21 protein-coding genes are annotated in these 21,110 nt (G+C 70.5%); 3 read left to right on the top strand and 18 right to left on the bottom strand.

Annotated elements, in window-relative coordinates:
- Positions 1–52: 52 nt before the first annotated feature.
- From FMM06_RS03270 to FMM06_RS03185, 18 genes are all read right to left on the bottom strand, one after another.
- Entirely contained in the window at positions 53–283 is a 231-nt protein-coding gene (locus FMM06_RS03270; protein WP_143554773.1) for a hypothetical protein, read from the bottom strand.
- Positions 280–3,363 (bottom strand): autotransporter outer membrane beta-barrel domain-containing protein, encoded by a 3,084-nt coding sequence (locus FMM06_RS03265; RefSeq protein ID WP_143554772.1) that lies wholly within the window; start codon positions 3,361–3,363, stop codon positions 280–282. Before FMM06_RS03265 ends, FMM06_RS03270 begins: the two co-directional genes overlap by 4 nt.
- Before the next feature lie 99 nt (positions 3,364–3,462).
- Positions 3,463–5,802: a TonB-dependent receptor gene (locus tag FMM06_RS03260; RefSeq protein WP_143554771.1), complete on the bottom strand. Its 2,340-nt coding sequence runs from the start codon at positions 5,800–5,802 to the stop codon at positions 3,463–3,465.
- Positions 5,799–6,725: a FecR family protein gene (locus FMM06_RS03255; RefSeq protein WP_143554770.1), complete on the bottom strand. Its 927-nt coding sequence runs from the start codon at positions 6,723–6,725 to the stop codon at positions 5,799–5,801. Before FMM06_RS03255 ends, FMM06_RS03260 begins: the two co-directional genes overlap by 4 nt.
- 48 nt (positions 6,726–6,773) lie before the next feature.
- Positions 6,774–7,307, bottom strand: coding sequence for a sigma-70 family RNA polymerase sigma factor (locus tag FMM06_RS03250; protein WP_235889047.1), 534 nt, complete (start codon positions 7,305–7,307; stop codon positions 6,774–6,776).
- A gap of 70 nt (positions 7,308–7,377) precedes the next feature.
- Complete coding sequence (locus FMM06_RS03245; protein ID WP_143554769.1) at positions 7,378–7,737, bottom strand: YidH family protein; 360 nt, start codon at positions 7,735–7,737, stop codon at positions 7,378–7,380.
- A 194-nt stretch (positions 7,738–7,931) separates the two neighbouring features.
- Positions 7,932–8,336: a DUF302 domain-containing protein gene (locus FMM06_RS03240; RefSeq protein WP_143554768.1), complete on the bottom strand. Its 405-nt coding sequence runs from the start codon at positions 8,334–8,336 to the stop codon at positions 7,932–7,934.
- Positions 8,333–8,665, bottom strand: a complete 333-nt coding sequence (locus FMM06_RS03235) for an SH3-like domain-containing protein (protein WP_143554767.1) — start codon at positions 8,663–8,665, stop codon at positions 8,333–8,335. The genes FMM06_RS03240 and FMM06_RS03235 overlap by 4 nt, the downstream gene beginning before the upstream one ends.
- Entirely contained in the window at positions 8,662–9,306 is a 645-nt protein-coding gene (gene nthA / locus FMM06_RS03230) for a nitrile hydratase subunit alpha (RefSeq protein WP_143554766.1), read from the bottom strand. Before nthA ends, FMM06_RS03235 begins: the two co-directional genes overlap by 4 nt.
- The gene (locus FMM06_RS03225) at positions 9,303–9,632 is read right to left on the bottom strand and encodes an SH3-like domain-containing protein (protein ID WP_143554765.1); all 330 of its coding nucleotides are present in this window, start codon (positions 9,630–9,632) and stop codon (positions 9,303–9,305) included. The genes nthA and FMM06_RS03225 overlap by 4 nt, the downstream gene beginning before the upstream one ends.
- On the bottom strand, positions 9,622–10,854 hold the full coding sequence (locus tag FMM06_RS03220) for a DUF6925 family protein (RefSeq protein WP_143554764.1): 1,233 nt from the start codon (positions 10,852–10,854) through the stop codon (positions 9,622–9,624). The genes FMM06_RS03225 and FMM06_RS03220 overlap by 11 nt, the downstream gene beginning before the upstream one ends.
- An 8-nt stretch (positions 10,855–10,862) precedes the next feature.
- Positions 10,863–11,306 carry a DUF6130 family protein gene (locus FMM06_RS03215; RefSeq protein WP_143554763.1) on the bottom strand — a complete coding sequence of 148 codons (444 nt, stop codon included), beginning with the start codon at positions 11,304–11,306 and terminating at the stop codon, positions 10,863–10,865.
- Positions 11,303–12,271 carry an alpha/beta fold hydrolase gene (locus tag FMM06_RS03210; RefSeq protein ID WP_143554762.1) on the bottom strand — a complete coding sequence of 323 codons (969 nt, stop codon included), beginning with the start codon at positions 12,269–12,271 and terminating at the stop codon, positions 11,303–11,305. The genes FMM06_RS03215 and FMM06_RS03210 overlap by 4 nt, the downstream gene beginning before the upstream one ends.
- Positions 12,272–12,296: 25 nt before the next feature.
- Complete coding sequence (locus FMM06_RS03205; RefSeq protein WP_207790228.1) at positions 12,297–13,274, bottom strand: MBL fold metallo-hydrolase; 978 nt, start codon at positions 13,272–13,274, stop codon at positions 12,297–12,299.
- Between the two features lie 84 nt (positions 13,275–13,358).
- Entirely contained in the window at positions 13,359–14,180 is an 822-nt protein-coding gene (locus FMM06_RS03200) for an alpha/beta fold hydrolase (protein ID WP_143554761.1), read from the bottom strand.
- Positions 14,181–14,262: 82 nt separating this feature from the next.
- Positions 14,263–15,279, bottom strand: coding sequence for a FecR family protein (locus FMM06_RS03195; protein ID WP_143554760.1), 1,017 nt, complete (start codon positions 15,277–15,279; stop codon positions 14,263–14,265).
- Positions 15,276–15,788: an RNA polymerase sigma factor gene (locus tag FMM06_RS03190; protein WP_143554759.1), complete on the bottom strand. Its 513-nt coding sequence runs from the start codon at positions 15,786–15,788 to the stop codon at positions 15,276–15,278. The genes FMM06_RS03195 and FMM06_RS03190 overlap by 4 nt, the downstream gene beginning before the upstream one ends.
- A 142-nt stretch (positions 15,789–15,930) precedes the next feature.
- On the bottom strand, positions 15,931–18,996 hold the full coding sequence (locus tag FMM06_RS03185; RefSeq protein WP_143554758.1) for a TonB-dependent receptor: 3,066 nt from the start codon (positions 18,994–18,996) through the stop codon (positions 15,931–15,933).
- A gap of 119 nt (positions 18,997–19,115) precedes the next feature.
- Between FMM06_RS03185 and FMM06_RS03180 the strand changes: the two genes are divergently transcribed.
- The 3 genes from FMM06_RS03180 to FMM06_RS03170 are packed head-to-tail and all read left to right on the top strand — an operon-like array spanning position 19,116 to position 21,104.
- Positions 19,116–19,349, top strand: coding sequence for a hypothetical protein (locus FMM06_RS03180; protein WP_143554757.1), 234 nt, complete (start codon positions 19,116–19,118; stop codon positions 19,347–19,349).
- Positions 19,346–20,095 carry an SDR family oxidoreductase gene (locus FMM06_RS03175; protein ID WP_143554756.1) on the top strand — a complete coding sequence of 250 codons (750 nt, stop codon included), beginning with the start codon at positions 19,346–19,348 and terminating at the stop codon, positions 20,093–20,095. Before FMM06_RS03180 ends, FMM06_RS03175 begins: the two co-directional genes overlap by 4 nt.
- Entirely contained in the window at positions 20,088–21,104 is a 1,017-nt protein-coding gene (locus FMM06_RS03170; protein ID WP_207790227.1) for an SLAC1 anion channel family protein, read from the top strand. Before FMM06_RS03175 ends, FMM06_RS03170 begins: the two co-directional genes overlap by 8 nt.
- The last annotated feature ends 6 nt before the right edge of the window (positions 21,105–21,110 follow it).

The raw sequence follows: 21,110 nt of genomic DNA, 5'->3' as shown, positions 1-21,110 counted from the left end.
GTGAAGAGGTCGGAGCCCGGCGGCAATGGTCGCCGGGCCGCCGGCCGGACGGTCATGCCGGATTGAACGACTTGGGCTCTGACCGCGCTGTCCGCAGCTGCGGCAGTACCGCCCGATCTACGACGCGGAGGCGGCGGGCCGCCCCCGCATCGTCTCCGAAAAGCGCCGCATCGACGTGCGGTGGGGCGCCGACGGTGCCGCCCGAGGTGCCGGCCGGCAGCAGCCAGAGCGGCAGCGCGAGGCCTGCCGCCGCGGCCAGATGCTTGCGCCGGCTGCCCGTCACAGCGCGAAGGTCACGCTGGCGCGGGCGGCGACCGCGGCCTTGCCCTGCTGCTCCTCGGCGCCGAACTCGCCGGCGATCTTGAAGCCCTGGTTGCCGCCGACCGCGCGAAGCTTGCCGACCCAGCCGCTGGTGCGGTCCTCGGCGCGCAGGGTGAAGCTCTGGCCGCCCTCGAAGCGCGCGATGGTATCGCCCAGGCTGCCGCCGACGATCTGCCGCCGCCCGCCCTCGACCTCGACGCGGATCCAGCTGTCTTCGGCCTCTCTGCCGCCAAAGTTCAGGCCCGCGGCGACCGTACCCGACACCGCCAGCTCGTCGCTGTGCCGGCTGTCGACCGTCAGGTCGAACGCCTTCCCGCCGCCGCGCTCGGTGTAGCCGCCCTCGCGTAGGCGGTAATAGTCGACCGCCGCGATCGGCCGCAGCGTCAGCCGGCCGACACGCACCTCGTAAGCCATGCCGCCCGACGCCGACAGCAGGCGGCCGTTCCAGTCGCCTTTCGAGGTGCGCTCGACGGCCTCGTTACCGATGCTGCCCTGGAAGCGGCGCTGGCCGTTCAGGTCGATATGCGCGGCCGACGCGCGGGCGTTGGCGCTGAACCCGCCCCACTGGCCGTGCCAATAGGCGGCGGCTTCGTACTGGCCGGACGTCACCTCGTTGTCGGTGCCGCCGTCGGCGACCTTGCCGTTCAAGAAGCTGGCCGACAGGCCGAAGCTGCCCGCCCCGGTCGCGAGCTCGCCGCCGCCCGCGACGCCCCAGCCGTTGACGTCGTATGCGGCGGTGCTCTTCAGGTCCTTCGATGAGCCCCAGGCGACCTGCTGCAGCCACGAGGTGAAGCGGCCGCGGACGGCGACCGGCGTCCCGGGGTCGGCGAGCAGCCGGGCGGTCGCGCGCGACCCCTGTGTCACCGCCTCGAACACCCCGCCGGCATGGTCGGGCAGCATCTGGCGCAGCTGGGTGCCGAACCTTTTGGCTTCGCCGATGTCGAGGAAGGCGCTCGCCACCTTGGCGTCGCTGTCGAGCGCCTTGACGACCGCGTCATAGGCGACTGATTGCGACCCGTTGAGGCCGAGTTCGGTCGCGGTCTTGCGCTTCAGGTCGACCGACACGCTGGTCGCCGTACTGCTGATGCTGCTGCTGAACAGGAACGGCAGCTGCATCGCGCTCGCCGCCAGATTGCCGCCGCCGGTCACCGAGCCCGCCTTGACGATGACGTAGCTGCCCTCGGCATTGCCGACGTTGGTCAGCGTCAGCGCGACCTTCGAGCCCGCCGCGAAGCTGGCGTTGCCGCCGACCTGGAACTGCGTGTTGGTCTTGGCCGCGGGATCGATGGTGACCCCGATGACCCCCGCCGCGCCGACGGCGAGCGAGCCGAGTGCCACCGGGCCCCGCGTGCTCAGCGCCAGCGTGCCGCTCGCGACGTTCACCGCCAGCCCATTGCTGCGCAACAGCGCACCGCTGAAGCTGCTGTTTTCGACGATGGTCAGCTGGTCGGTGCCGCCGCCGAAGTCGACGGTGCCGCGCAGGCTCGACTTGCCCGCGAGCGACAGCGTGTCGTTGCCGGTGCCGAATAGCACGTCGCCCGCGATGCTCGGCGCCGCCGCGCCGGTCGCGCCCGCGATCTGGCGGACGGTCGCGCCGCTGGTGTTGGCGCGCAGGTCGATCGCGACGTTGCGCGCGGACGTGGTGGCGGCCCCCGATGCGGCGATCGTCCCGCTGTTCTCGATCAGCGTCAGCGTGCCCGACCGGTCGAGAATAGCGGTCGCGGAGCCGTCCACGCCCGCTGCGGTCGCCTTGACCTGGCCGGTGTTGCGCACGGTCTGAATGGTGGCCCCGGCGTCAATGGCGAGCGCGCTGCTCTGCGCGACCGCAATTCCCCCGCCGGCTGCGGCGACCGTGCCGCCGATGCGCAGTTCGGGCAGGGTCGCGCCGCTGCCGATGCGGATGCCGGTGGCGCTGGCGTTGTTCGACGTCGCCTGGACGGTGCCGGTGACACTCATGCCGCCCGCGATGCTCACCGTGCCGCCCAGCCCGCCGATCGCGAAGCCGGTCGCGGCGACATCCTTGTAGACGCCGCTGCCCTCGATTCGGCCGTCGACGACGATGCCGAGGCCGGTTCCGGCGACCGCGCCGATGCTGACTGCACGCGTCGCGCTGCCGATCTGAACGGCTGGGGCGGCGCCATAGGAGGTGACTGAGGCCGAGCCCTCGCTGGCGTCGGGGATGCCGTCCTTGTCCTCGTCGTCGTTCTTGGTGTCGGCGTCCTTGGGCGGGATGGCGAAGACGATGCCGCCCGCGACATTGCCCGCGACAACCAGCGCCGGGCCGCCCTGCAGCAAGTCGTCGGCGTCGAGCTTGCTGACGTCGCCGGGTAGCGCCGTCGAGCGATAGCCGCTGGCGGTCAGCGCGCCCTGAACGACGAGCCCGCCGCCGATGTCGCCGCGGATCGCGGCGGCGACGGCGTCCCTGCCCTGCGCCGCGATGGTGCCGGCGAGGCGGACCGAGCCGCTGACCGCCTCGGTCCGGATCCCGATTGAGCGGTCGCCGACGACGGCGATGGTGCCGTTGTTGACCAGCGCCCCGGTCAGCGGGCCGCCGAGTGCGATGCCGGCCGAATCGTTGCCCTCGACGGTGATCTGGCCGGTGCTGGTGATGGTCCCGGTGAAGCCGCCCGCAGTCTTGATGCCGGTCCGCCCGCTGCCCTTCGCCAGCGTGCCGTCGAGGTCGCCGTCCTTGTCGGTGTCGGTCGGCTCGTAGGTCTCGTCGATCGTGATCCTGCCGCTGTTGGCGATCGTGCCCGTGCTGCCGGCGACGGCGAGGATGCCCGTCGCGCCGTCGGCATCGGTGATCTGGATCGTGCCCTCGTTGGTCACCTTGCTGGCGCTGTCGAGCGTCACGCCCGTGCCGGTGGTCAGGACGACCGAGCCGGCGGTGGTGATGCGGATATCGTCGGCAGCACCCGACTTGATCGTCGCGGTCGCGGCGGGGGTAGTGCGGCGGGTGTCGATCAGGGTCTCGGCATGGACGGGCGCGAGGGCGAGCAGGGCGATCGGCGTCAGGCAGGTCGAAGCGAACAACAGGCGCAAGGCAAGTCTCCGGGGGGCGTCCCGCGCCAGTGCGGGCTGCCGTCAGGAGGGAAGACGGGGACGTCGCCGCTCAGCCTTGGCCGGACGCGCGCGAAAATCTCAGAAGCGGGCGTCGACCCCGAGGCGGACGGTGCGCGGCCGCAGCGGCGTGATCTGCTCGCGGTCGAGCGCGAAGGGCGTACCGAGCGCGAAGCGGTTGCCGATGCTGTCGGCAAGGTTGGTCAGCGACAGCGTGACGCCCATGCGATCTCGGCCGACGCGCGCGGTCAGCGACGTGTCGAGATAGTCGCCCTGCGCGTCGCCCAGCATCGGCCCGACACCGAGCCGCGAGCGCCCGGTGTAGCGCGCCGACGCCCCGACCCTGAGTTCGAGGTCGCCGTCGAGATCGGTCCGATATTCGGCACCCAGCCGCCCCGTCCAGCGCGCGACATTGGGAATGCGGCGCAGCGGGATCGCCGGCCGGGTCTGTGCCGCGGTGCTGGGGTCGGTGACGCGGCTGTCGTTGAAGACCATCGCCGCGTCGAACGAAAATTCGCGCGTCGGCCGCCAGCCGGCGTTCACGGCGAGGCTGTAGATGCGTCCGTCGCCGATGTTGGAGGTCGCGGGCAGCCCGGCGCCGTCGATGAAGTCGGCCTGGATGTCGGACCAGCGCGTCCACGCGGCCGACGCCGCCAGGTCGAGGCTATCGCGCCCGGGCTGGCCGTAGCGCACGCCCGATTCCAGCGTCGCGACGCGGTCGCTGCGGAAGCGCTGGACGAAGTCGTTGTCGACCGACAGGCCGCCGGGCCGGAAGCCCTGGTTGTAGCGGACGAATAGGATTGTGCCGGGCAGCACCGACGCCGACGCCGCGACCGAGGGCAGGAAGCGCGTCTCGCTGCGGTCGGCGACGATGCGCGCACGCGCTGCGGCGGCGGCGGCGCTGAAGGCGGGCGCCGCGTCCTCGCCGTCGCCCGACAGGCGCGCGTGGGTCAGGCGTCCGCCCGCGGTCAGGGTAAGGCCTGCGATCGGCATCAGGCTCGCCTCGCCGAACGCCGTGGTCTCCAAGATGCGGTTGGTGACCCCGGTCGATGGTACCGGCGCATCGACCGGCCCCAGCGCGCGCGCCTGTTCGGCGCGGTTGTGCACCAGGCTGGCGCCGGCCACCCAGCCGAAACGGTCGTCCATCGGCCGCCACAGCCGTGTCTCGTTGGAGATCAGCAGCGTGCGGTTGTCCTGCGTGAAGACGCGCCCCGAACCGGCGTCATAGCGCTCCGACAGGCGCTGGCGCGCGACGCCGGTCGACGACAACAGGCGCAGCCCGTCCCAGTCCTTGCCGACGACGAGCTCGGCGAGGCGGTAGTCGGCGGTGAAGCCTTGCGCAAAGGCGCTGCGGTGGGTCAGCGGCGGGGCGTCGCGGTCGGCGAACTGGCTGTCCTCGCCGCGGATGTGCTGCAGCGTAGCGCCGAGATCGACCGTCCAGTCGTTGCCGGCATCGAAGCGCAGCACCGCCCTGCCGCCGGCGATGCGTGTCCGGTTGACGTCGTCGCGCCCACGCCCGGGATCGTCGATATAACCCCCTTCGGTGATGCCATAGGCGACGGCGCGCAGCGCGATGCGGTCGTCCAGCACCGGCAGGTTGACACTGCCGCCGACGTCGAGGCCGGGGTCGCCGTGTTGGGTCAAAGACACGCCGGCCGAGACCGCGGCTTCGGCAGCGCCCAGCCGCGGCGGGTTGCGCACGATGCGGACGATACCGCCGAGCGAGCCTGCGCCGTACAAGGTCGCCTGCGGCCCCTCGAGCACCTCGACCGCGGCGATGTCGTACAGGCGAAGGTCGGGGTCGGGAGCGTTGTAGGTCAGGCGGATGTCGCCGAGATACTGGCCGACCGTCGCCTGCGTCGGCCCGGTGAAGCTGGAGTCGGCGACGCCGCGGATGAAGAGCTTGTTGCGCCCCGCGCCGAGGTGCGTCGACGACAGGCTGCCCAAGCGGGAGATCAGCCCGTCGGTTCCCATCTCGCCGCCGAAGCCGAGCGCGTCGCCGTCGATCCGCTGCACGATGCCCTGATAGTCGCCGAAGCGGGTGTCGCGCTTGCTGGCGGTGACGATGATCGGGGGATCATCTTCGACGGCTGCCACCGGCAGTGGCGGCATGGAGCGCGCCACTGGTTTGGACCGCAGAGCCGGCTCGATGCGGAACGTCACCTTGTCGATCGCCACGACACGCGCGCCGGTGCCCGCGACGATCCGCTTCAATGCCGCGACCGGGGTGAGCCGTCCGCGCACCGCCTTGACCGGCGCGGCCCAGGCGACCCCGTCCGCAATGGCGACGCTGATATTGCTCTGCCGCGCGAGAGCCTCGACGGAGCGACCGAGCGGCCCGGCCGGCAGGTCGATCGCCGGGCCTGCCAGCGCGGGGGTTGCGATCAGCAGGGCAGCGACGGGGAGCCAGCCGCCCGTCATCCGTCCTCGTCGGTCAGCAGCCAGCGGTCGCCGGCCCCGCGCACCTGCACCCCGAGCAGCGGCCCCAGCCGTGCGACGGCGCCCTGGCGGTCGCGCCCGAAGCTGATGACGCCGCGGAACCTGCGCCCCGCGACGGCGGGCGCGGCCTCGATCGTCATGCCCAGGTTGCGCGACAGGTCCTGCGCGACCAGCTCGAGCGGGGTGCCCGGATAGACCAGCCGGCCGGTCCGCCACGCGCCGATCACGCCAGGCTCGATCTCGCCGATGACCAGCCGCGTTTCCTTGTCGACGGTGCGCAGCCAGCGCCCGCCGGGCAGGCGGATGTTCTCGGTCTGCGGGTTGAAGATGACCTCGCCCTCGGCGACCGCGACGTCGGTCGCGCCCTTGTGGCGCTTGACGTTGAACACCGTGCCGACGTCGAGCAGTGTCGCGCCCCCGACCCGCATCTCGAACGGCCGTGCCTCGTTGTGGACGACGGTGAACACCGCCTCGCCGTCGACCAGTTCGACGAAGCGCTCGTCGTTGCGGTCGAGCCGCAGCCGGGTCGCGCCGTTCATGTCGATCCGCGTACCGTCCACGAGCACCAGCAGCCGCGTCTGCCCGGCGGCGGTCGCGACCTCGTAGGGCTCGGGGCGCAGCGACAGGAAGGAATAGCTGCCGGCCGCGACCAGCGACGCGGCGACGGCCCCGCCCAGCCAGGCGCGGCGCCCGACGCGGCGCGCGGGGACCGCCTGCGGCCGGGGTGCGGCAGGCAGCATCGCGGGCAGGTCGCGGTCGGCGTCCGCCATCGCCTGATACACCTCGGCGCGCGCCGGGTCGGCACCGAGCCACGCCGCGAACTCGGGCCAGGCGTCGAACGCGGGATCGCGCTGCCGGATGATCCAGTCGAGCGCCTCGTCGTGCAGGGTCGGGTCCTCGGTCATGCGACTCTCAACCCCAAGACGGAGGCGCGGCGGGCCAGCCTTGACGGGTCATGCATCGTCGAAGCTCCGGCGCAGGGCGATCAGCGCGGCATAGGCCTTGCGCAGGTCGGCCTCGACCGTGCTCAGGCTGACGCCGAACTCGGATGCAAGGTCGCGCTGTGCGACACCGTCGAGGCGGTGCCGGCGGAAGATCGCCTCGGTGCGCGGGCCGAGCGCGGTCAGCGCCCTGCGCACCGCCTCGATCTGGTCGCGCGCGATCAATGCGCGCTCGCCGGTCGCGGCCTGCGCTTCGGGCCGCGTCTCGCTCCAGTCGTGGTCGCGCCGCGCCGCCTGTCGCGCCGAGCGGTAGCGGTCGAGCATCAGGTTGTTCGCCGCGCGGTAGAGGTACGACAGCGGCTGCGCGACGGGCCCGGGCGGGGCCGCGATCACCCGCAGCCACAGGTCCTGCAGCACGTCCTCGGCGGCTTCACCGGCGCCGTGCGCGCGCAGGAAGGCGAGCAGCACGGCGCGATTGTCGAGGAACACGGCCTCGAGGCCGGCGGCAGCGCGATCGGGTTGATGGAGGGGGACGGCACGCATCATCGAGGCGGGTGCCCGTAAACCAGTCGCGCCCGATCTGCCAATCGTCGCCGCCCCGCAGCGGGACCGCGCGCTATGCCAGCCAGATTTCGAACAGCGCCGCGAGCGACGCGCCGAGCAGGGTCCAGCTCATCGCGGGCAACAGGCGCAGCGCGAGGAACCTGTCCGCAGGCGCGGCGCCGGCGAAGGCGTGGAAACGGCGCAGGCCGGTGACGAAGCACAAGGCGGCGAACAGGATCAGCCCGGTCTCGGCAACGCGCGACAGCCAGCCCGGCGCGTCGCCCTTCAGGCCGTGGATGGCGATGCCAAACGCCAGCGCCGCGAGGCCGGTCCTGATCCACGCGGCGAAGGTGCGCTCGAACGCCATCGCGGTGCGCTGGTACGCCCAGCGCAGCTGGCAGTCGGTGGAAGTGGCCGGTGTGACGCTCGGCATCCGACGGTCTCCACGCAAGCGTTGAAAATGGGACGGGCGGCCGGTGGGGTGGCGGGCCGCCCGTCCTGAGTGCTGCCGCCCGGCGATCGATCAGGGGGGGGTGATCGATGCCGGTCTATCCGGGGCAACACGAGCGCCGTCGCCGGTACTCGCTTGTCAGGACGCGGCCGCGCCCGGAATCCACACGCCGCGCGTCAGCCGGTTGCGATCGCCTCGCGCACCACGGCGATCAGGCTGGCGGTGATCGCCTGCAGGTTCGCGTCGCAGGCGGCGGGCAGCGCGTGACGCCGCGCGAGCCAGGCAGGATCGTTGAAGCCCAGCCAGGTCGCGCCGCTGTCGTCCTGCCACGCCAGCGCCTTCAGCGGCAGGTCGATGCCGATGGTCGGGGCGGCCTGCATCAGCGGCGTGCCGCCCCGCGCGTTGCCGAAAATCAGCAGTTCGGTCGGAGGTATCGACAGGCCCGCGGCGGCGGCACCGGCGGCGTGGTCGATCCGCGCGAAGACCGTCATGCCGCGCGCGAAGACCGCCGCCGCGAGATGGTCGATGGTGACGCCGACCGCGTAGCGGCTGGCGAAGCGGGTCAGGCCTTCGGGCGTCATGCGTGTGTCTCCCACCGCGCCCCGACCTCGGCCATCTTGCGGGCGAGATCGACGGGCGTAAGTATCTGCTGCTGGAACAGGATGTTGGCGAAGGCGACGATCCAGCGTTCGTAATAGCTGAGCTTGCCGATGACCTCGCTGCCCAGCGCCTCGACACCGCGGCGCTTGGCCTCGGTGCTGATGATCTTGTGATAGTCGAGCACGTCGGCGAGGGCGTGGCAGCGCTTTTCCCATGGCTGCAGCGCGTGCTCGACGCGGTCGATGCGGTCGGCCGCCAGCCCGCCGATGTCGTTGGGCAGGCGGCGCACGAAGTCGCGCGTATCGCTCATGGCACGGGTCCTCCGATGGGCGTTGCGGGCACGACCCCGATCATCGCGTCGCGCGTGACCAGCGCCGCAAGCTCGTCCTCGCTGAGGCCCTCGGTGCCGGCGGGCCGCTGCGGCAGCACGAGGAAGCGGACGAAGGCGGTGGAGTCGCTGACCCTGATCTCGACGTCGTCGGGAATGACCGTGCCGAACTCGGCGAGCACCTTGCGCGGCTCGCTGACCGCCCGCGCGCGATAGGGCTTGAGCTTGTACCAGTCGGGCGGCAGGCCGAGCAGCGGGCGCGGGTAGCAGGAGCACAGGGTGCAGACGATCAGGTTGTGCACCTGCGGCGTGTTCTCGAGCACGATCATCGCGGTCTCGTCGTACGAGGTGATGCCGAGCTCCCCGCACGCCGCCCAGCCGTCGGCGAGCAGCCGCGCCTTGAAAGCCGGGTCGACCCAGGCGCGCGCCACGACCTTCGCCCCCAGCGCGGGGGTGCGCGAGTCGAGCACCTCGATCTGGCGGCGGATCTCGGCGGCGCTGAGCAGGCCGCGCTCGATCAGCAGCTCGCGGACCGCCGTCTCCATGATGTCGTAATAGCCGGGCGGGCCTTCGCCGCCGACCTCCGCATGGGGATGGTTGTGGTCATGGTCGTGGCCGCTCATGGTGCCTCCTCGAGCCAGGTCTCGAACACTTCGATGTACAGGCCGTCGCGCGGCGAGCCGGCGTAGTCGGGCCAGATCTCGGTCATCGGCACGGCGACGCGGTAATAGTGCCGCTTCATCCCGGCATCGCGGCCGAAGCCCTCGGCCTCGTTGTCGACCGCCGCCGGCTCGATGACGGCCTCGACGACTGCAGCTCGGCCGCGCAGGTAGGTCGGCACGCGGTAGTGACCGATCGGCGCGCGCGTCGCGATGCGGACACGGTCGCCGGCCTTGAACGCGGCCCGTTCGCCCTCGGGGAAAACGGTCGCGAAGCGGTCATCGGACATGGCGGTCCCCCGCGACGTGCCGGCTGGCCTGGAACAGCGCAGCGAGGCCTATCCGCACGAGCGGGCGCAACCCCTCGCCCGCCTCGCGGTCGATTATGCGGAAGATGCCTGCGGCGACGTCGAGCGAGCGCAGATAGTCGCCGGACGGGGCCGGCGGCGGCACCGCTCGCGAAAGCCGCGGCTGCCAGACCACGACCTCGCGGCACGACGAGGCGCCGCGGTCATGGACGCGCCGCCAGCGGGCGACGACGCCCGAACGATCGCGCGCCGCCAGCTGGCGCAGCACGATCCGGGCCTTCGCGCGGCTGCGACGGTCTTCGAACCATGCGAAGCCTTCGGGCGAGCGGCCTTCGACCAGCGCTCCGATCAGGCGCCGGGCGGTGGCCGCGTCGTCCCGGCTCCCGTAGCGGGCGAGCAGTGGCGCGAAGGCGGCGACGCGTGCCTCGACCAGCCGGCGCTGGCCGCGCGGCCCGGGCCAAGGCGGCGGCGGATGCATCGACAGCGCCGCCTGCCAGCCGGCGGGGATCGGATCGTTGGCGCCGTGCAGGCGACCGCTGGCAATCAGGCCGGGCAGCAGATGCGTGTGCGGCCCCTCCGGCGAGACGTCGTGCGGCGCGGGAATCGGCTGGAACACCTCGATCCGTCCCGCCGGCGACAGCATCACGCGATGCGGCTGCGCGCGCAGGATCGCCGCGCCGAGATCCGGCAATCCGAGCAGGGACTGGCCGGCCGCGTCGTCGAGCATCGTCTTCAGCACGGCATCGCGGGTCCGGACGCACATGCTGACGCAGCCGCGTGCGACGCCCAGGTCGAACAGCCAGCCCTCGCGGTCCTCCGGACGTGCCGCCCCGTCGTCGGGGCCCAGCGGGACGATACCGCACAAGTCTGCGTCGCCGCGCGGGACGCACAGCGCGAGATTATGCCCCCAGCCGCGCCCGTCCGACGACAGGCTTTCCCAGGCGAGGCCAGCGAGCGGCCGTCGCTCCAGCCGCATCGCGCCGCGCGCCGTGACGATGGTCAGGCGGTCGCTTGTCCGGACAAGTTGCGCGGGCTCATCGGCATCGCGCACGAACTCGCCGAGCGCCCCGAAGCTGCCGATGCTCCAGCCGTTGGCGGGGTCCTCGGCGAGGTCGGCGAGGTCGTCGAAGTCGATCTCGGCCAGCGCCGGTTGCGCGAGGGCGACCAGATAACCGGACAGCCCTTCGGCGTGATAGCGGACCATCGCCCCGCCTAGCGGCGCGGCTTGGGGGTCGGGATGACGAACTCGACCGCGCTCTGCGTGAACGGCACGTGGTTCGCGTTGACCAGCTGGATCAGCACCTTGTGGGGCCCTGGCGGAAAGCCGTTGAGGATCAGCGGCTCGCCGCTGGCGTCGGCCCAGTGCCACGGCAGGTCGTCGACGGTGACGTGGATATGGCCGATGCGCGGGGTGACCTCGAGCGCCTTGGGGCCGAACACCGGCACGATGCGCAGGTTCTCGGCGCGGTACTGGATGACGACGCGGCCGAACGACAGCGGGCCGGGCAGCGGCGGGTCGACGACCAGCTTCGGCGCGGGCTGCGGGCTATCGAGCGGCACGACGCCGGCGGCACCCAGGATGTCATAGGCGCTCTGCGCCACGGCAGGCTGGGCGGTCATCATCGCGGCTCCGAACAGGGCGAGGGTGCGGCTCATTTGCGCACCGTGCGGTCGAGGAAGTCGTGGATCATCGGCGCCATGACGTGGAGCTGGTCCTCCAGCGCGAAATGGCCGGTGTCGAGCAGATGGAACTCGGCTTTGGGCAGGTCGCGGCGATAGGGCTCGGCCCCGGCGGCCGGGAAGATCTTGTCGTTCTTCCCCCAGACGATCAGCGTCGGTGGCTGGTACTTGCGGAAGAACGCCTGGAATTGCGGGTACAGGCCGACGTTGCCGCCGTAGTCGCGGAACAGGTCGAGCTGGATCTCGCGGTTGCCGGGCCGGTCGAGCAGCGGCTGGTCGTGCCGCCAGTTGGCCGGGTCGATCCGCGACACGTCCTGCATGCCGTCGGTGTACTGGAACTTCGTCGTCTCGGGCGCGACCAGGAAGGCGAGCTTCTCGCGCGTTTCGGGCGAGCGTTCCTTCCAGTCCGCCTTCATCGGCTTCCAGAAGTCGCCGAGACCGTCTTCATAGGCGTTGCCATTTTGGACGATCAGCGCGCTGACGCGCTCGGGATGCTTCAGCGCCAGCCGCAGCCCGACTGGCGCGCCATAGTCGAATAGATAGATGGCGTAGCGCTTCGCGCCGAGCTGGCCGAGCAGCTGGTCCATCAGCGTCGCGTATTTGGCGAAGCTGTATTCGAACGCCTTGTGGTCGGGCGCGTCGCTCTCACCGAAGCCTGGATAGTCGGGTGCGATGACGCGGTAGCGGTCGGCGAGCAGCGGGATCAGCTTGCGAAACTGGTGCGAGGACGTCGGGAAGCCCTGCAGCAGCAGCACGACCGGACCGTCCTTCGGCCCCGCCTCGACATAGGCGATGCGGACCCCGTCGATGACCATGCTGCGGTAGTGGGGCACGGGGACGGGAGCCATCGCGGCGGCGCGCGGCGGCGCGGCATGGACCGGGTGCGCGGCCGACGCGAGCAGCACGGTCGCGAGCGCGAATGTGGCGAGGTGACGGTTCATCTGCATGTTCCTTTGGGTGCGAACGTCAGACGCCGCGGTAGACGAGGGCGGTGAACAGGCGGCCGTCGATGACCGAGCGGCCCCAGCGTGCATCGAGCGCCGCGGTCGGGCGCGCGGCCTGAACCTCGGCGAGGGACTTGCCCTGCCCCTTCAGCGCCGCGACCTTGCCGCGCACGTCGACCAGCATGTCGCGGAAGGCGACGAGCCCGGCATAGTCGCCGACCGGGCCGTGACCGGGAATGACGATGGTGCCGCGCCGGGCGAGGCGGAGGTTCTCGTTCGCCGCGCCGATCGCGCCGTCGATGCTGCCTCCGGTGACGTAGTCGATGAACGGATAGACGCCGTTCCAGAAGGTATCGCCGGTCTGGAGGACGTCGGCCTTGCGGAAATAGACCGAGACGTCGCCGTCGGTGTGACCCGGGCGATAATGGCGGACGAGTACGGTCTCCGCGCCGAAGCGGATCGTGCGGTCGCTGGTCAGCGCCTCGTTGGGGAGCGCCGCCGCGGCGACCGGCGTGAAGGTGTGGCCCCATTCGACGATGCGGTTGGTCTGCTTCAGCCGCAGGATGACCTTCGGGTCGGCAAGCAGCGTCGCGCCGGTGCGGCGCACCCAGGCGTCGCCGTCGCTATGGTCCCAGTGCCAGTGGGTCAGGATCACGGTCCTCAGCGGCTCCGGCCCGAGGCCGCGCAACGCCGCCTTTATCTTGGCTTCGGAGACCGCGATGCCGGCATCGACCATCAGATTGCCACCCGGCTGGACGAGCACGCCGATATTGCCGCCCGACCCCTCCAGCATCGCGACCCCGCCACGCAACTTGTGCACGGTGATCGGCGAGCTCGCGGCGGACGCGTTGATCATGTCGTACGGCGTCGGCTTGCCGACACCCTTGGCGGGGGCAGTGAGCAGGCCGATGCCGATCAGGATGGCGACGGCGGGCCCGACATAGCGGTTCGACGTAGCCGGCCGTGTGCCGGTGCAGCGCTGGACGAGCGATTCGCGCATGATGATCTCCTCGGCGCGCGCGACATCGGTCGCGGCGCCCGCGTCTTTTCGAACTCTGGTGCGGTGCCGCGCGTGCGGCGGCGGTCAGCTGCGGACGAAGGCCAGCAGGTCGGCGTTGAACTGGTCGCGGTGTGTGACCATCAAGCCGTGCGGCGCGCCCGGATAGACCTTGAGCTCGGCACCCTTGACGAGCTTGGCCGTCAGGCGGCCGGCGGCGTCGATGGGAACGATCTGGTCGTCGTCGCCGTGGATGACCAGCGTCGGCACGTCGAACTTCTTCAGGTCCTCGTGAAAATCCTGCTCCGAGAACTGCTTGATGCAGTCATAGGCGCCCTTCAGCCCGGCCGTCATCGACTGCGCCCAGAAGGCGTCGCGGATGCCCTGGCTGACCTTCGCGCCCGGCCGGTTGTAGCCATAGAACGGCAGGCTGAGGTCCATGTAGAACTGCGAGCGGTCGGCCGCGACGCCGGCGCGGATCTCGTCGAACGCCTCGATCGGCGAGCCGAGCGGGTTGGTCGCCGACTTAAGCATGACCGGCGGGATGGCGGAAAGCAGCAGCGCCTTGGCGACGCGGGCCGTGCCGTGGCGGCCGATATAGCGCGCTACCTCGCCGCCGCCGGTCGAATGGCCGACGTGGGTGACCGCCTTCAGGTCGAGCGCCTGCACCACCGCCGCCATGTCGTCGGCATAGGTGTCCATGTCGTTGCCGTCCCAGGTCTGGCTGGAGCGGCCATGGCCGCGACGGTCGTGCGCAATGCAGCGGAAGCCGTTCGACGCGAGGACGAACATCTGGTCCTCCCAGGCGTCGGCATTAAGCGGCCAGCCGTGCGAAAACATGACCACCGGACCGGTGCCCCAGTCGCGGTACCAGATCGATGCGCCGTCCTTGGTGGTGATGCTGCTCATGTTTTGCTCCCTGTCGACCTCGCCCGGGAGGTCTCGAATGGTCAGACGCAGGTCACTCGCAAATCCGCACCACCGGTCTCGATTAATTCGTATCGGCGGCGGCGATTTCGAGCGTGTCGCCCTTTGCCGCGACGCGCACCGGCAGGATCGCCTCGACGGTGCGGGCGAAGCGGCCGGTATCGTCGGTGCGGAACACCCCGCTGACGGTCAGCCGCGCGACCCGCGGATCGGTGACGACGAGCCGCTGGTCGGCGTAGCGATTGAGCTCCGCCGCCGCTGCCTTCAGCGTCGTGTTGCGGAAGGTCACGACGCCGCGCTGCCAGTCGTCGACGGCGCCGACGTCGGCGGTCGACAGCGTCAGGCCCTGCGGTCCGGCGAGCAGCTGCTGCCCGGCACGCATCACCACCGGCGCACCGCCGGTACGGCTGACGCTGACCCGGCCCTCGACGAGCACGACGCGCATCGCGTCGCCCTCGGCCCTGACTTCGAACGCCGTGCCCAGTGCGGTTACGGTTCGGTCCTCGAACGCGACGACGAAGGGTCGTGCCTTGTCGGGCGCGACCTTGAAATAGGCCTGCCCACGCAGCAGCCGCAGCCGCCGCTCGCCGCCGGGGCGGTACGCGACCGCGACGACGCTGTCGGTGTTCAGCGTCACCGTGCTGGCGTCGGCAAGCGCGAAGCTGCGATGCTCGCCCTTCGCGGTCGTGAGCGTCTGCACCGTGCCGGCATCGGCAACCAAAGTGCCGCCTGCCGGTCCCTTGTCGTCCGGCCGGTTGAGCATCAGCGCGCCGCCGGTCGCGGCGACGACCGCAAGCGAGGCGGCGATCGCGAAGCCCCAGCGCTGGCGCGGAGCGGGCTTTTCCTGCGCTGCCTCGCGGAGGTCCTGCAGCCCGGCATCGTCGCCGGCGTCGTCGAAGCTTGCCCAGACGCCGCACACGCGCGTCCAGGCCTCGGCATTTGCCGGGTCGGCGATCCATTCGTCGAACACCGCATCGTCATGGTCGTCGCCGCCGGCATCCTGACGGACGCGGAGCAGCGCTGCCGCCTCGGGCGCGCCGAGCCGCTCCAGCTGCTCGAGGGTAAGGATTTCACGGATCATGACAGGGATACCAGGTGCTGGACGGCGCGAACCATGTGCTTCTCGACCGCGCTGACCGAGATGCCGAACTGGCTCGCGATGTCGCGATAGGCATGGCCTTCGAGGCGGCGTAGGACGAAGATGGTTCGGGTCCTTTCGGGAAGAGACTGGAGCGCGGCGACCGCCTTCTGCAGCGATTGCCGTGCCTCGAGGATGCGCACCGCGTCGAAATCGGTGCTGCCGTGGCGCTCGGTGTCGAACTCGACATGCGCGTCGGCGTGGCGAACGGTACGGCGGCGGTGCCGGTCGGCGAGCACGCTCGCCGCCGTCTGGAAGACATAGCCCGCGAGATTCTCCACCGCCTCGCCCGATCGCCGGGCGGCGATGCGCAGGAACACGTCCTGCACCAGATCCTCGATTTCGGTCTGGTCGCGGGTCTTGCGCCGGAAATACTGGATCAGCGCCGGACGATAGACCGCCGCCTCGGGCATCGCGGCGGGCGCGCCGCGCACAGGGTCGCTCGCACTCATCACCCTGTGATGATGCGGTATCTGGCCGTAACGGTCCAGACCGGCGTGAGCGCATTGGGGCGACGGGACAGGCGTGACGGCAGCTCCGGACCATGATCTCGAAAGACCAGGACGCAGGCGCTGCGGAAACCCACACTTCGCCTCATCGATTGCCTTGCAGCGGCACAGCGACCGTCACCTCGACGCGGCGGCGGCGCGGGTCGCCATAATAGCTGACACCCGACGAACTCAGGTCGGCGATGGTCGGCGGCCGATGATCGAACAGGTTGACGATGCCGGCGCGTATCTCGGTACCGCGCGGGACCGGTTGCGCGTCATCGAACCGGTAGCGGCCGGCCAGGTCGACATAGATTTGTGCGGGGACGCGGCTGCGGCCATTATAGGCGAGCAGTTCCTCATTCCCGAACGCATCCGGAAGGGCGCTGGTGACCCTGTAGCGGCTGTAGAATTGCGCGTTGAGCCCGGCCGACCACGGCCCTCGTGACCAGTCGATGCCGGCATTACCGCGCCATTCGAGGGGGCCGTCGGCAAAGCCGACCCGCTCGACGACGGGGCCGCCCGCGACGTTCTGCTGCCGGTAATGCGGCTCCCATGTCGCGTTGAGATAGGCCTTGAACCTGCCGAGGTTCGCGACTTCGAACGGATAGTCGATCGCCACGTCGATCGCATCGATCCGGGTCCGCCCGATGTTGCGCAGACCGAAATCGAGCCGGGTGATGCGCCCGGCAGTGAAGCCCAGCGCCCGATCAGCGTCGGTGAGCGGTGCCCGGGTTATCCGGCTCGCGTACAGGGGCTCGGCCGCCAGAAGGGCGTCGACATCGGCGAGGGGAAACTCCTGAATCTCGCCGCGCTTGACGATCCTGGTGTAGTCGATCGACAGCCGCGGACCGGTATCACCGGCGGGCGTCAGCACGGTGCCGATCAACAGGCTTCGCGCCCGTTCCGAGCGCAGGTCGGGGTTGCCAGCATACAGGAAGGTCACGTCGCCCTCGCTGCCGAGCTGTCGCCCGCCCCGCGCTGGATCGCCGCGAAAGTCGCCGCCGGTGACTTCCACCCGGGTGATCTGGTCCGAAGTCGGCGGCAGCGACCCGGTGCCGATGCTGCCGCGGACCAGCACGCCGGGCAGCGGGCGGAAGCGGGTCCCGAAGGTCAGCGCCGGGCTGGTATTTCGTGCGGTGATTACCACGGGATCATCGTTGACCACGGCGGGCGGGCCGGGGACGAGCAGCCTGATCCAATCCTGCCGCACCGCAAGCTGGAATTCGAGCCCGCTCAGCAGCCCGCGGTCGGCAAACAGCGGCACGCGTGTTTCGCCATACAGCGAGAGGACGCGTTGCTCGATCCGCGGATACGGACTCGTGAAGCGGAATGCCTCGGAAATCTGGCTCGTCACGCTGCGTGCCGTCACCTCGCGGCGCGCTTCGCCCAGCAGGGTCAGTGTCATCGCGCCACCGGGAAGGTTGGCGACCGGTCCCGCGACCCGCAGCGTCGCGTCGTCGAATTCATTGGTGCGCGGCGCCACGCTCGTCGAGCGTCCCAGATAGGCCGGCGCCGCGGCAACGAAGCTCGCCCAGTCGGCCAGCGGGTCGAGGGCCGGCTTGCCCGGCACCTGGCCGAAGAAGATCGCATCGAAGAGATCACCCGAGCCAAGCACGCTCGTCGTGGTGAAGAGTGACCGCGTGCCGCCGCCGTTGTATTCAAGGTTCATCTTCCAGTCGCCCGATAGCGGTGTCAGGAGACCGATCGTGTAGCGCGTCGTCGTGATCCGGCTGACGGTATCGATGCCGGTACCGGGTACGGGTGCCGCGATGACGACGTCCTGCTGAAACGGGTTGAGCGCGCTGTCGGCGGCGATGCTCGTGAACGCCGTCGACTGGCCACCGAGCGACGACCTGCCGATGTTGCGGTTGGACAGGATGTTGGCGAACGCGACGAAGCCGCCGCCGAAGTCGTGCCGGAAATCGGCAAAGATCGAACGGACGTCGGGCCGGGTGGTGATGGTGTTGCGCCGTCCGGCGTCAACCGCCGACAGTTCGGTCGTACCCGCGTTGACCAGCAACAGCGTGTTGCGGACGCCGGTGGACGCGCCCAGCCCGAGCGGGATGAATGTACGCTTCGCGCCGAGCGCCGCGCCGCCCTGACTTTCGTCGAGGACGAGATCGGAGTCGGCGAAGACGTTGATGCCGTTGCCGGCGGGGTAGGTCGCCAGGAAGTTCTCGGGATCGTTGGCCAGGGCGCGCTCGCGGGCGCCGCGCAGATAGTCGCGGTCACGCACGAGCAGCGGGTCGGCGCGCGAATGCCCGGCGGCGACCATGACGCCGGTGCGCCCGCCATTGAACGACAGGCCGAAGCGACCGAAAATACGCCGCTCGAACGTGTCGCCTCGCGAGGTCAGCCCGGTCGTCAGCGCCACCTCGCCGCCGTTATAGTCGTGCCGCAGCACGACGTTGAGCACCCCCGAGGTCGCGCCGATGCCATAGATCCCGCCGGCGGTTGCGGTCAGCGCCTCGATACGGTCGATGAGCTCGAGCGGGATGCCGTTGATATCCGGCTGCAGGTCGCCGCCCAGCGGCTGCGAGATGCCGGGCAGGCGTCGCCCGTCGACCAGCAGCAGCGTCTGGCTTGCCCCCAGCCCGCGCAGGTTGATCTCGGAGCGATTCGAGCCGGTGCCGCTGCGCACGTTCTGGCCCGGCGCGATGGTCTGCGTGTTGGCCGACAGGCGGGTTCGCGCGAAGGCATCGATCGAGCCGGTGTGGGCATTCTCGATCTCGCGGCGCGTAAACACCCGATACGGCTGAATATCGCCCTCGGTGCGGCGGATGTCGCTGTTCTCGACGCGGCGGCCGATCACGAGGATCTCGGGAAGGCCGTCCTCTGCCGCAGCCAGGGTCGGCGCATCGAGCGGCCGGCTGACGATCAGGGCCCCGTCGCCGGTCCGGCGAAAGACGAGCCCCGTGCCGGCCAGCAGCGTCTCGAGCGCGGTATCGACCGTCATCTCCCCGGACAGGGGCGGCACCAGGCGCTCGCCGACCAACTTGTCCGAGAACAGGATTTCGATGCCCGCCTGCGTCGCGAGGATGGTCAGCGCCGACGACAGGCCGGCGCCTGGGATGCTGAAGCGAAGCGGCACGGCTGCGGCGTCGGTCGCAGACAGAGGCTCGGCGGCGAGAACCGTTGCCAGCAGCAGGAATGTGGCGCGCAGGGTCATGGCCGCTCCGTCACAACCCAGATAATTGATTTTCGTTAAGGGTACGAGTCGGCCGTGCGGGTTTCCGGAACGGCTGCGTCAATCACCGCGAGACGATCACGTCTTTCGGGGAGACCGCCATGACCGCCCTTGCCATCGACAGCGCCGCATACCGCCAGCCGCCCGCGGCGCGGGGCGACCTGTGCAATCTGCTGCAGGTCGCCGCCAGCGCGCTGCACCTGATCGAGCGTCAGCTCGACGACGACCTGCGCCCGCTGATCCGGGTCGGGCTCGCCGCGATCGGTCAGGCGGCCGCCACCGCGAATCCCACCCCGCAGGCCGTCGCGCCGCGCTTTGCAAGGATGATCCCGTGAACAAGCTCGAAGGCAAGATCGCACTCGTCACCGGCGGAACGTCCGGCATCGGACTGGCCACGGCCACCCTGTTCGCCAGCGAAGGGGCGCGGGTGATCATCACCGGCCGCCGCCAGGCCGAACTCGACGCGGCGGTCGCCGCAATCCCGGGTGCCACCGGTTACCGCGCCGACTCGTCGGTGCTGACCGACCTCGACACGGTCTTCGCGTCCATCGCGGCAAAGTTCGGCCACCTCGACGTGGTCTTCGCCAACGCCGGCGGCGGCTCGCTGCTACCGCTGGGTGACATTACCGAGGCGCACTTCGACGACACCTTCGGCCGCAACGTGAAGGGCGTGCTGTTCACCGTGCAGAAGGCGTTGCCGCTGCTCGCGAAGGGCGCGTCGATCATCCTCACCGGGTCGACCGCTGCCGCCAAGTCGACCCCCGGTTTCAGCGTCTATTCGGCGTCGAAGGCCGCGGTCCATGCCTTCACGCGTAACTGGATGGCGGACCTGAAGGGTCGCGGCATCCGAATCAACACATTGGTCCCGGGGCCGACGGGCACCACCGGGCTCAAGGGTCTGGCGGGCGACGATCCGGCGCAGCAGCAGGCGCTGCTCGACCAGTTCGCGCTCGGCGTGCCTTTGGGCCGCGTCGGCCAGCCCGAGGAGATCGCGCGTGCGGCGCTGTTCCTCGCGTCGGACGATGCGAGCTTCGTGACCGGCTCCGAACTTTTCGTCGATGGCGGCGAAGGCCATGCGTGACGCCCTCGCGTCCGTCGTGACCATGCCAGGCAGCGCGCCGGCGGCCCGGCCGCGCCGCCTCGAATATCTGCCCGTTGCGCTGTTCGCGTCGGTGATGGGCCTGTCCGGGCTCAGCGTCGCGTGGCGGCTGGCTGCGGGGCGGTACGGCGCGCCGGACTGGATCGCGCACGGGCTCGCCGGCGCGGCGGTGCTGGCGTTCGTCGCGATAAGCGCGGCCTACCTCGTCAAGTTGTTCGCCGCCTCCGACGCCGTCCGGGCCGAATTCGCGCACCCGGTCGCGGGCAATCTGTTCGGCACGGTTCTTATCAGCCTGCTGCTGCTGCCGATCGTCATCGCGCCGGTCGCGCTGCGGGTCGCGCAGGCGATGTGGATCGTCGGCGCGATCGGAATGCTCGGCTTCGCCTGGTTGATGATCGACCGCTGGATGAGCGACCGCCAGCAGGTCGCGCACGCGACGCCGGCGTGGATGGTGCCGGTCGTCGGGCTGCTCGACGTGCCGCTGGCGCTGCCCGGCCTGGAGCTGCCGCCGATGCACGGCCTGATGGTTGCCTGCCTCGCGATCGGCCTGTTCTTCGCGGTGCCGCTGTTCACGATGGTCTTCGCCCGGCTGTTGTTCGAGGCACCGCTGTCCGATGCGCTGCAGCCGACCTTGCTCATTCTGGTGGCACCGTTCGCGGTCGGCTTCTCTACCTATGTCGCGACGGTCGGCAGCGTCGACCTGTTCGCGCAGGCGCTGTACGCGCTGACCCTGTTCGTCCTGACCGTGCTGCTCGGCCGGTTGCGGCTGCTGGGCCGCTGCTGCCCGTTCCGGACGTCGTGGTGGGCGGTCAGCTTCCCGCTGGCAGCCGCCGCCGCGGCCGCAATCCGCTTTGCCACGACGATGCCCGGCCTGATCGCGGACGTAGTCGCTCTCGCGCTGCTGGCCTTGGCCTCGCTCGTGATCGCCGGCCTTGCGGGCCGCACCCTGCTCGGTATCGCGCGCGGCGAACTGAGGACCCTGAGCAGCTGACCATCG

The sequence above is a fragment of the Glacieibacterium frigidum genome (assembly GCF_007097155.1).
Lineage (GTDB): Bacteria > Pseudomonadota > Alphaproteobacteria > Sphingomonadales > Sphingomonadaceae > Glacieibacterium > Glacieibacterium frigidum.
Note: the sequence above shows the minus strand (reverse complement) of the source record. Positions and strands in the feature narration are given on the sequence as shown.

What these genes read in the sequence shown, in the direction of transcription:
- FMM06_RS03260 (WP_143554771.1), bottom strand. Translation starts at nt 5,802, where the DNA reads ATGACGGGCGGCTGGCTCCCCGTCGCTGCCCTGCTGATCGCAACCCCC.
- FMM06_RS03255 (WP_143554770.1), bottom strand. Translation starts at nt 6,725, where the DNA reads ATGACCGAGGACCCGACCCTGCACGACGAGGCGCTCGACTGGATCATC.
- FMM06_RS03250 (WP_235889047.1), bottom strand. Translation starts at nt 7,307, where the DNA reads ATGATGCGTGCCGTCCCCCTCCATCAACCCGATCGCGCTGCCGCCGGC.
- FMM06_RS03245 (WP_143554769.1), bottom strand. Translation starts at nt 7,737, where the DNA reads ATGCCGAGCGTCACACCGGCCACTTCCACCGACTGCCAGCTGCGCTGG.
- FMM06_RS03240 (WP_143554768.1), bottom strand. Translation starts at nt 8,336, where the DNA reads ATGACGCCCGAAGGCCTGACCCGCTTCGCCAGCCGCTACGCGGTCGGC.
- FMM06_RS03235 (WP_143554767.1), bottom strand. Translation starts at nt 8,665, where the DNA reads ATGAGCGATACGCGCGACTTCGTGCGCCGCCTGCCCAACGACATCGGC.
- nthA (WP_143554766.1), bottom strand. Translation starts at nt 9,306, where the DNA reads ATGAGCGGCCACGACCATGACCACAACCATCCCCATGCGGAGGTCGGC.
- FMM06_RS03225 (WP_143554765.1), bottom strand. Translation starts at nt 9,632, where the DNA reads ATGTCCGATGACCGCTTCGCGACCGTTTTCCCCGAGGGCGAACGGGCC.
- FMM06_RS03220 (WP_143554764.1), bottom strand. Translation starts at nt 10,854, where the DNA reads ATGGTCCGCTATCACGCCGAAGGGCTGTCCGGTTATCTGGTCGCCCTC.
- FMM06_RS03215 (WP_143554763.1), bottom strand. Translation starts at nt 11,306, where the DNA reads ATGAGCCGCACCCTCGCCCTGTTCGGAGCCGCGATGATGACCGCCCAG.
- FMM06_RS03210 (WP_143554762.1), bottom strand. Translation starts at nt 12,271, where the DNA reads ATGAACCGTCACCTCGCCACATTCGCGCTCGCGACCGTGCTGCTCGCG.
- FMM06_RS03205 (WP_207790228.1), bottom strand. Translation starts at nt 13,274, where the DNA reads ATGCGCGAATCGCTCGTCCAGCGCTGCACCGGCACACGGCCGGCTACG.
- FMM06_RS03200 (WP_143554761.1), bottom strand. Translation starts at nt 14,180, where the DNA reads ATGAGCAGCATCACCACCAAGGACGGCGCATCGATCTGGTACCGCGAC.
- FMM06_RS03195 (WP_143554760.1), bottom strand. Translation starts at nt 15,279, where the DNA reads ATGATCCGTGAAATCCTTACCCTCGAGCAGCTGGAGCGGCTCGGCGCG.
- FMM06_RS03190 (WP_143554759.1), bottom strand. Translation starts at nt 15,788, where the DNA reads ATGAGTGCGAGCGACCCTGTGCGCGGCGCGCCCGCCGCGATGCCCGAG.
- FMM06_RS03185 (WP_143554758.1), bottom strand. Translation starts at nt 18,996, where the DNA reads ATGACCCTGCGCGCCACATTCCTGCTGCTGGCAACGGTTCTCGCCGCC.
- FMM06_RS03180 (WP_143554757.1), top strand. Translation starts at nt 19,116, where the DNA reads ATGACCGCCCTTGCCATCGACAGCGCCGCATACCGCCAGCCGCCCGCG.
- FMM06_RS03170 (WP_207790227.1), top strand. Translation starts at nt 20,088, where the DNA reads ATGCGTGACGCCCTCGCGTCCGTCGTGACCATGCCAGGCAGCGCGCCG.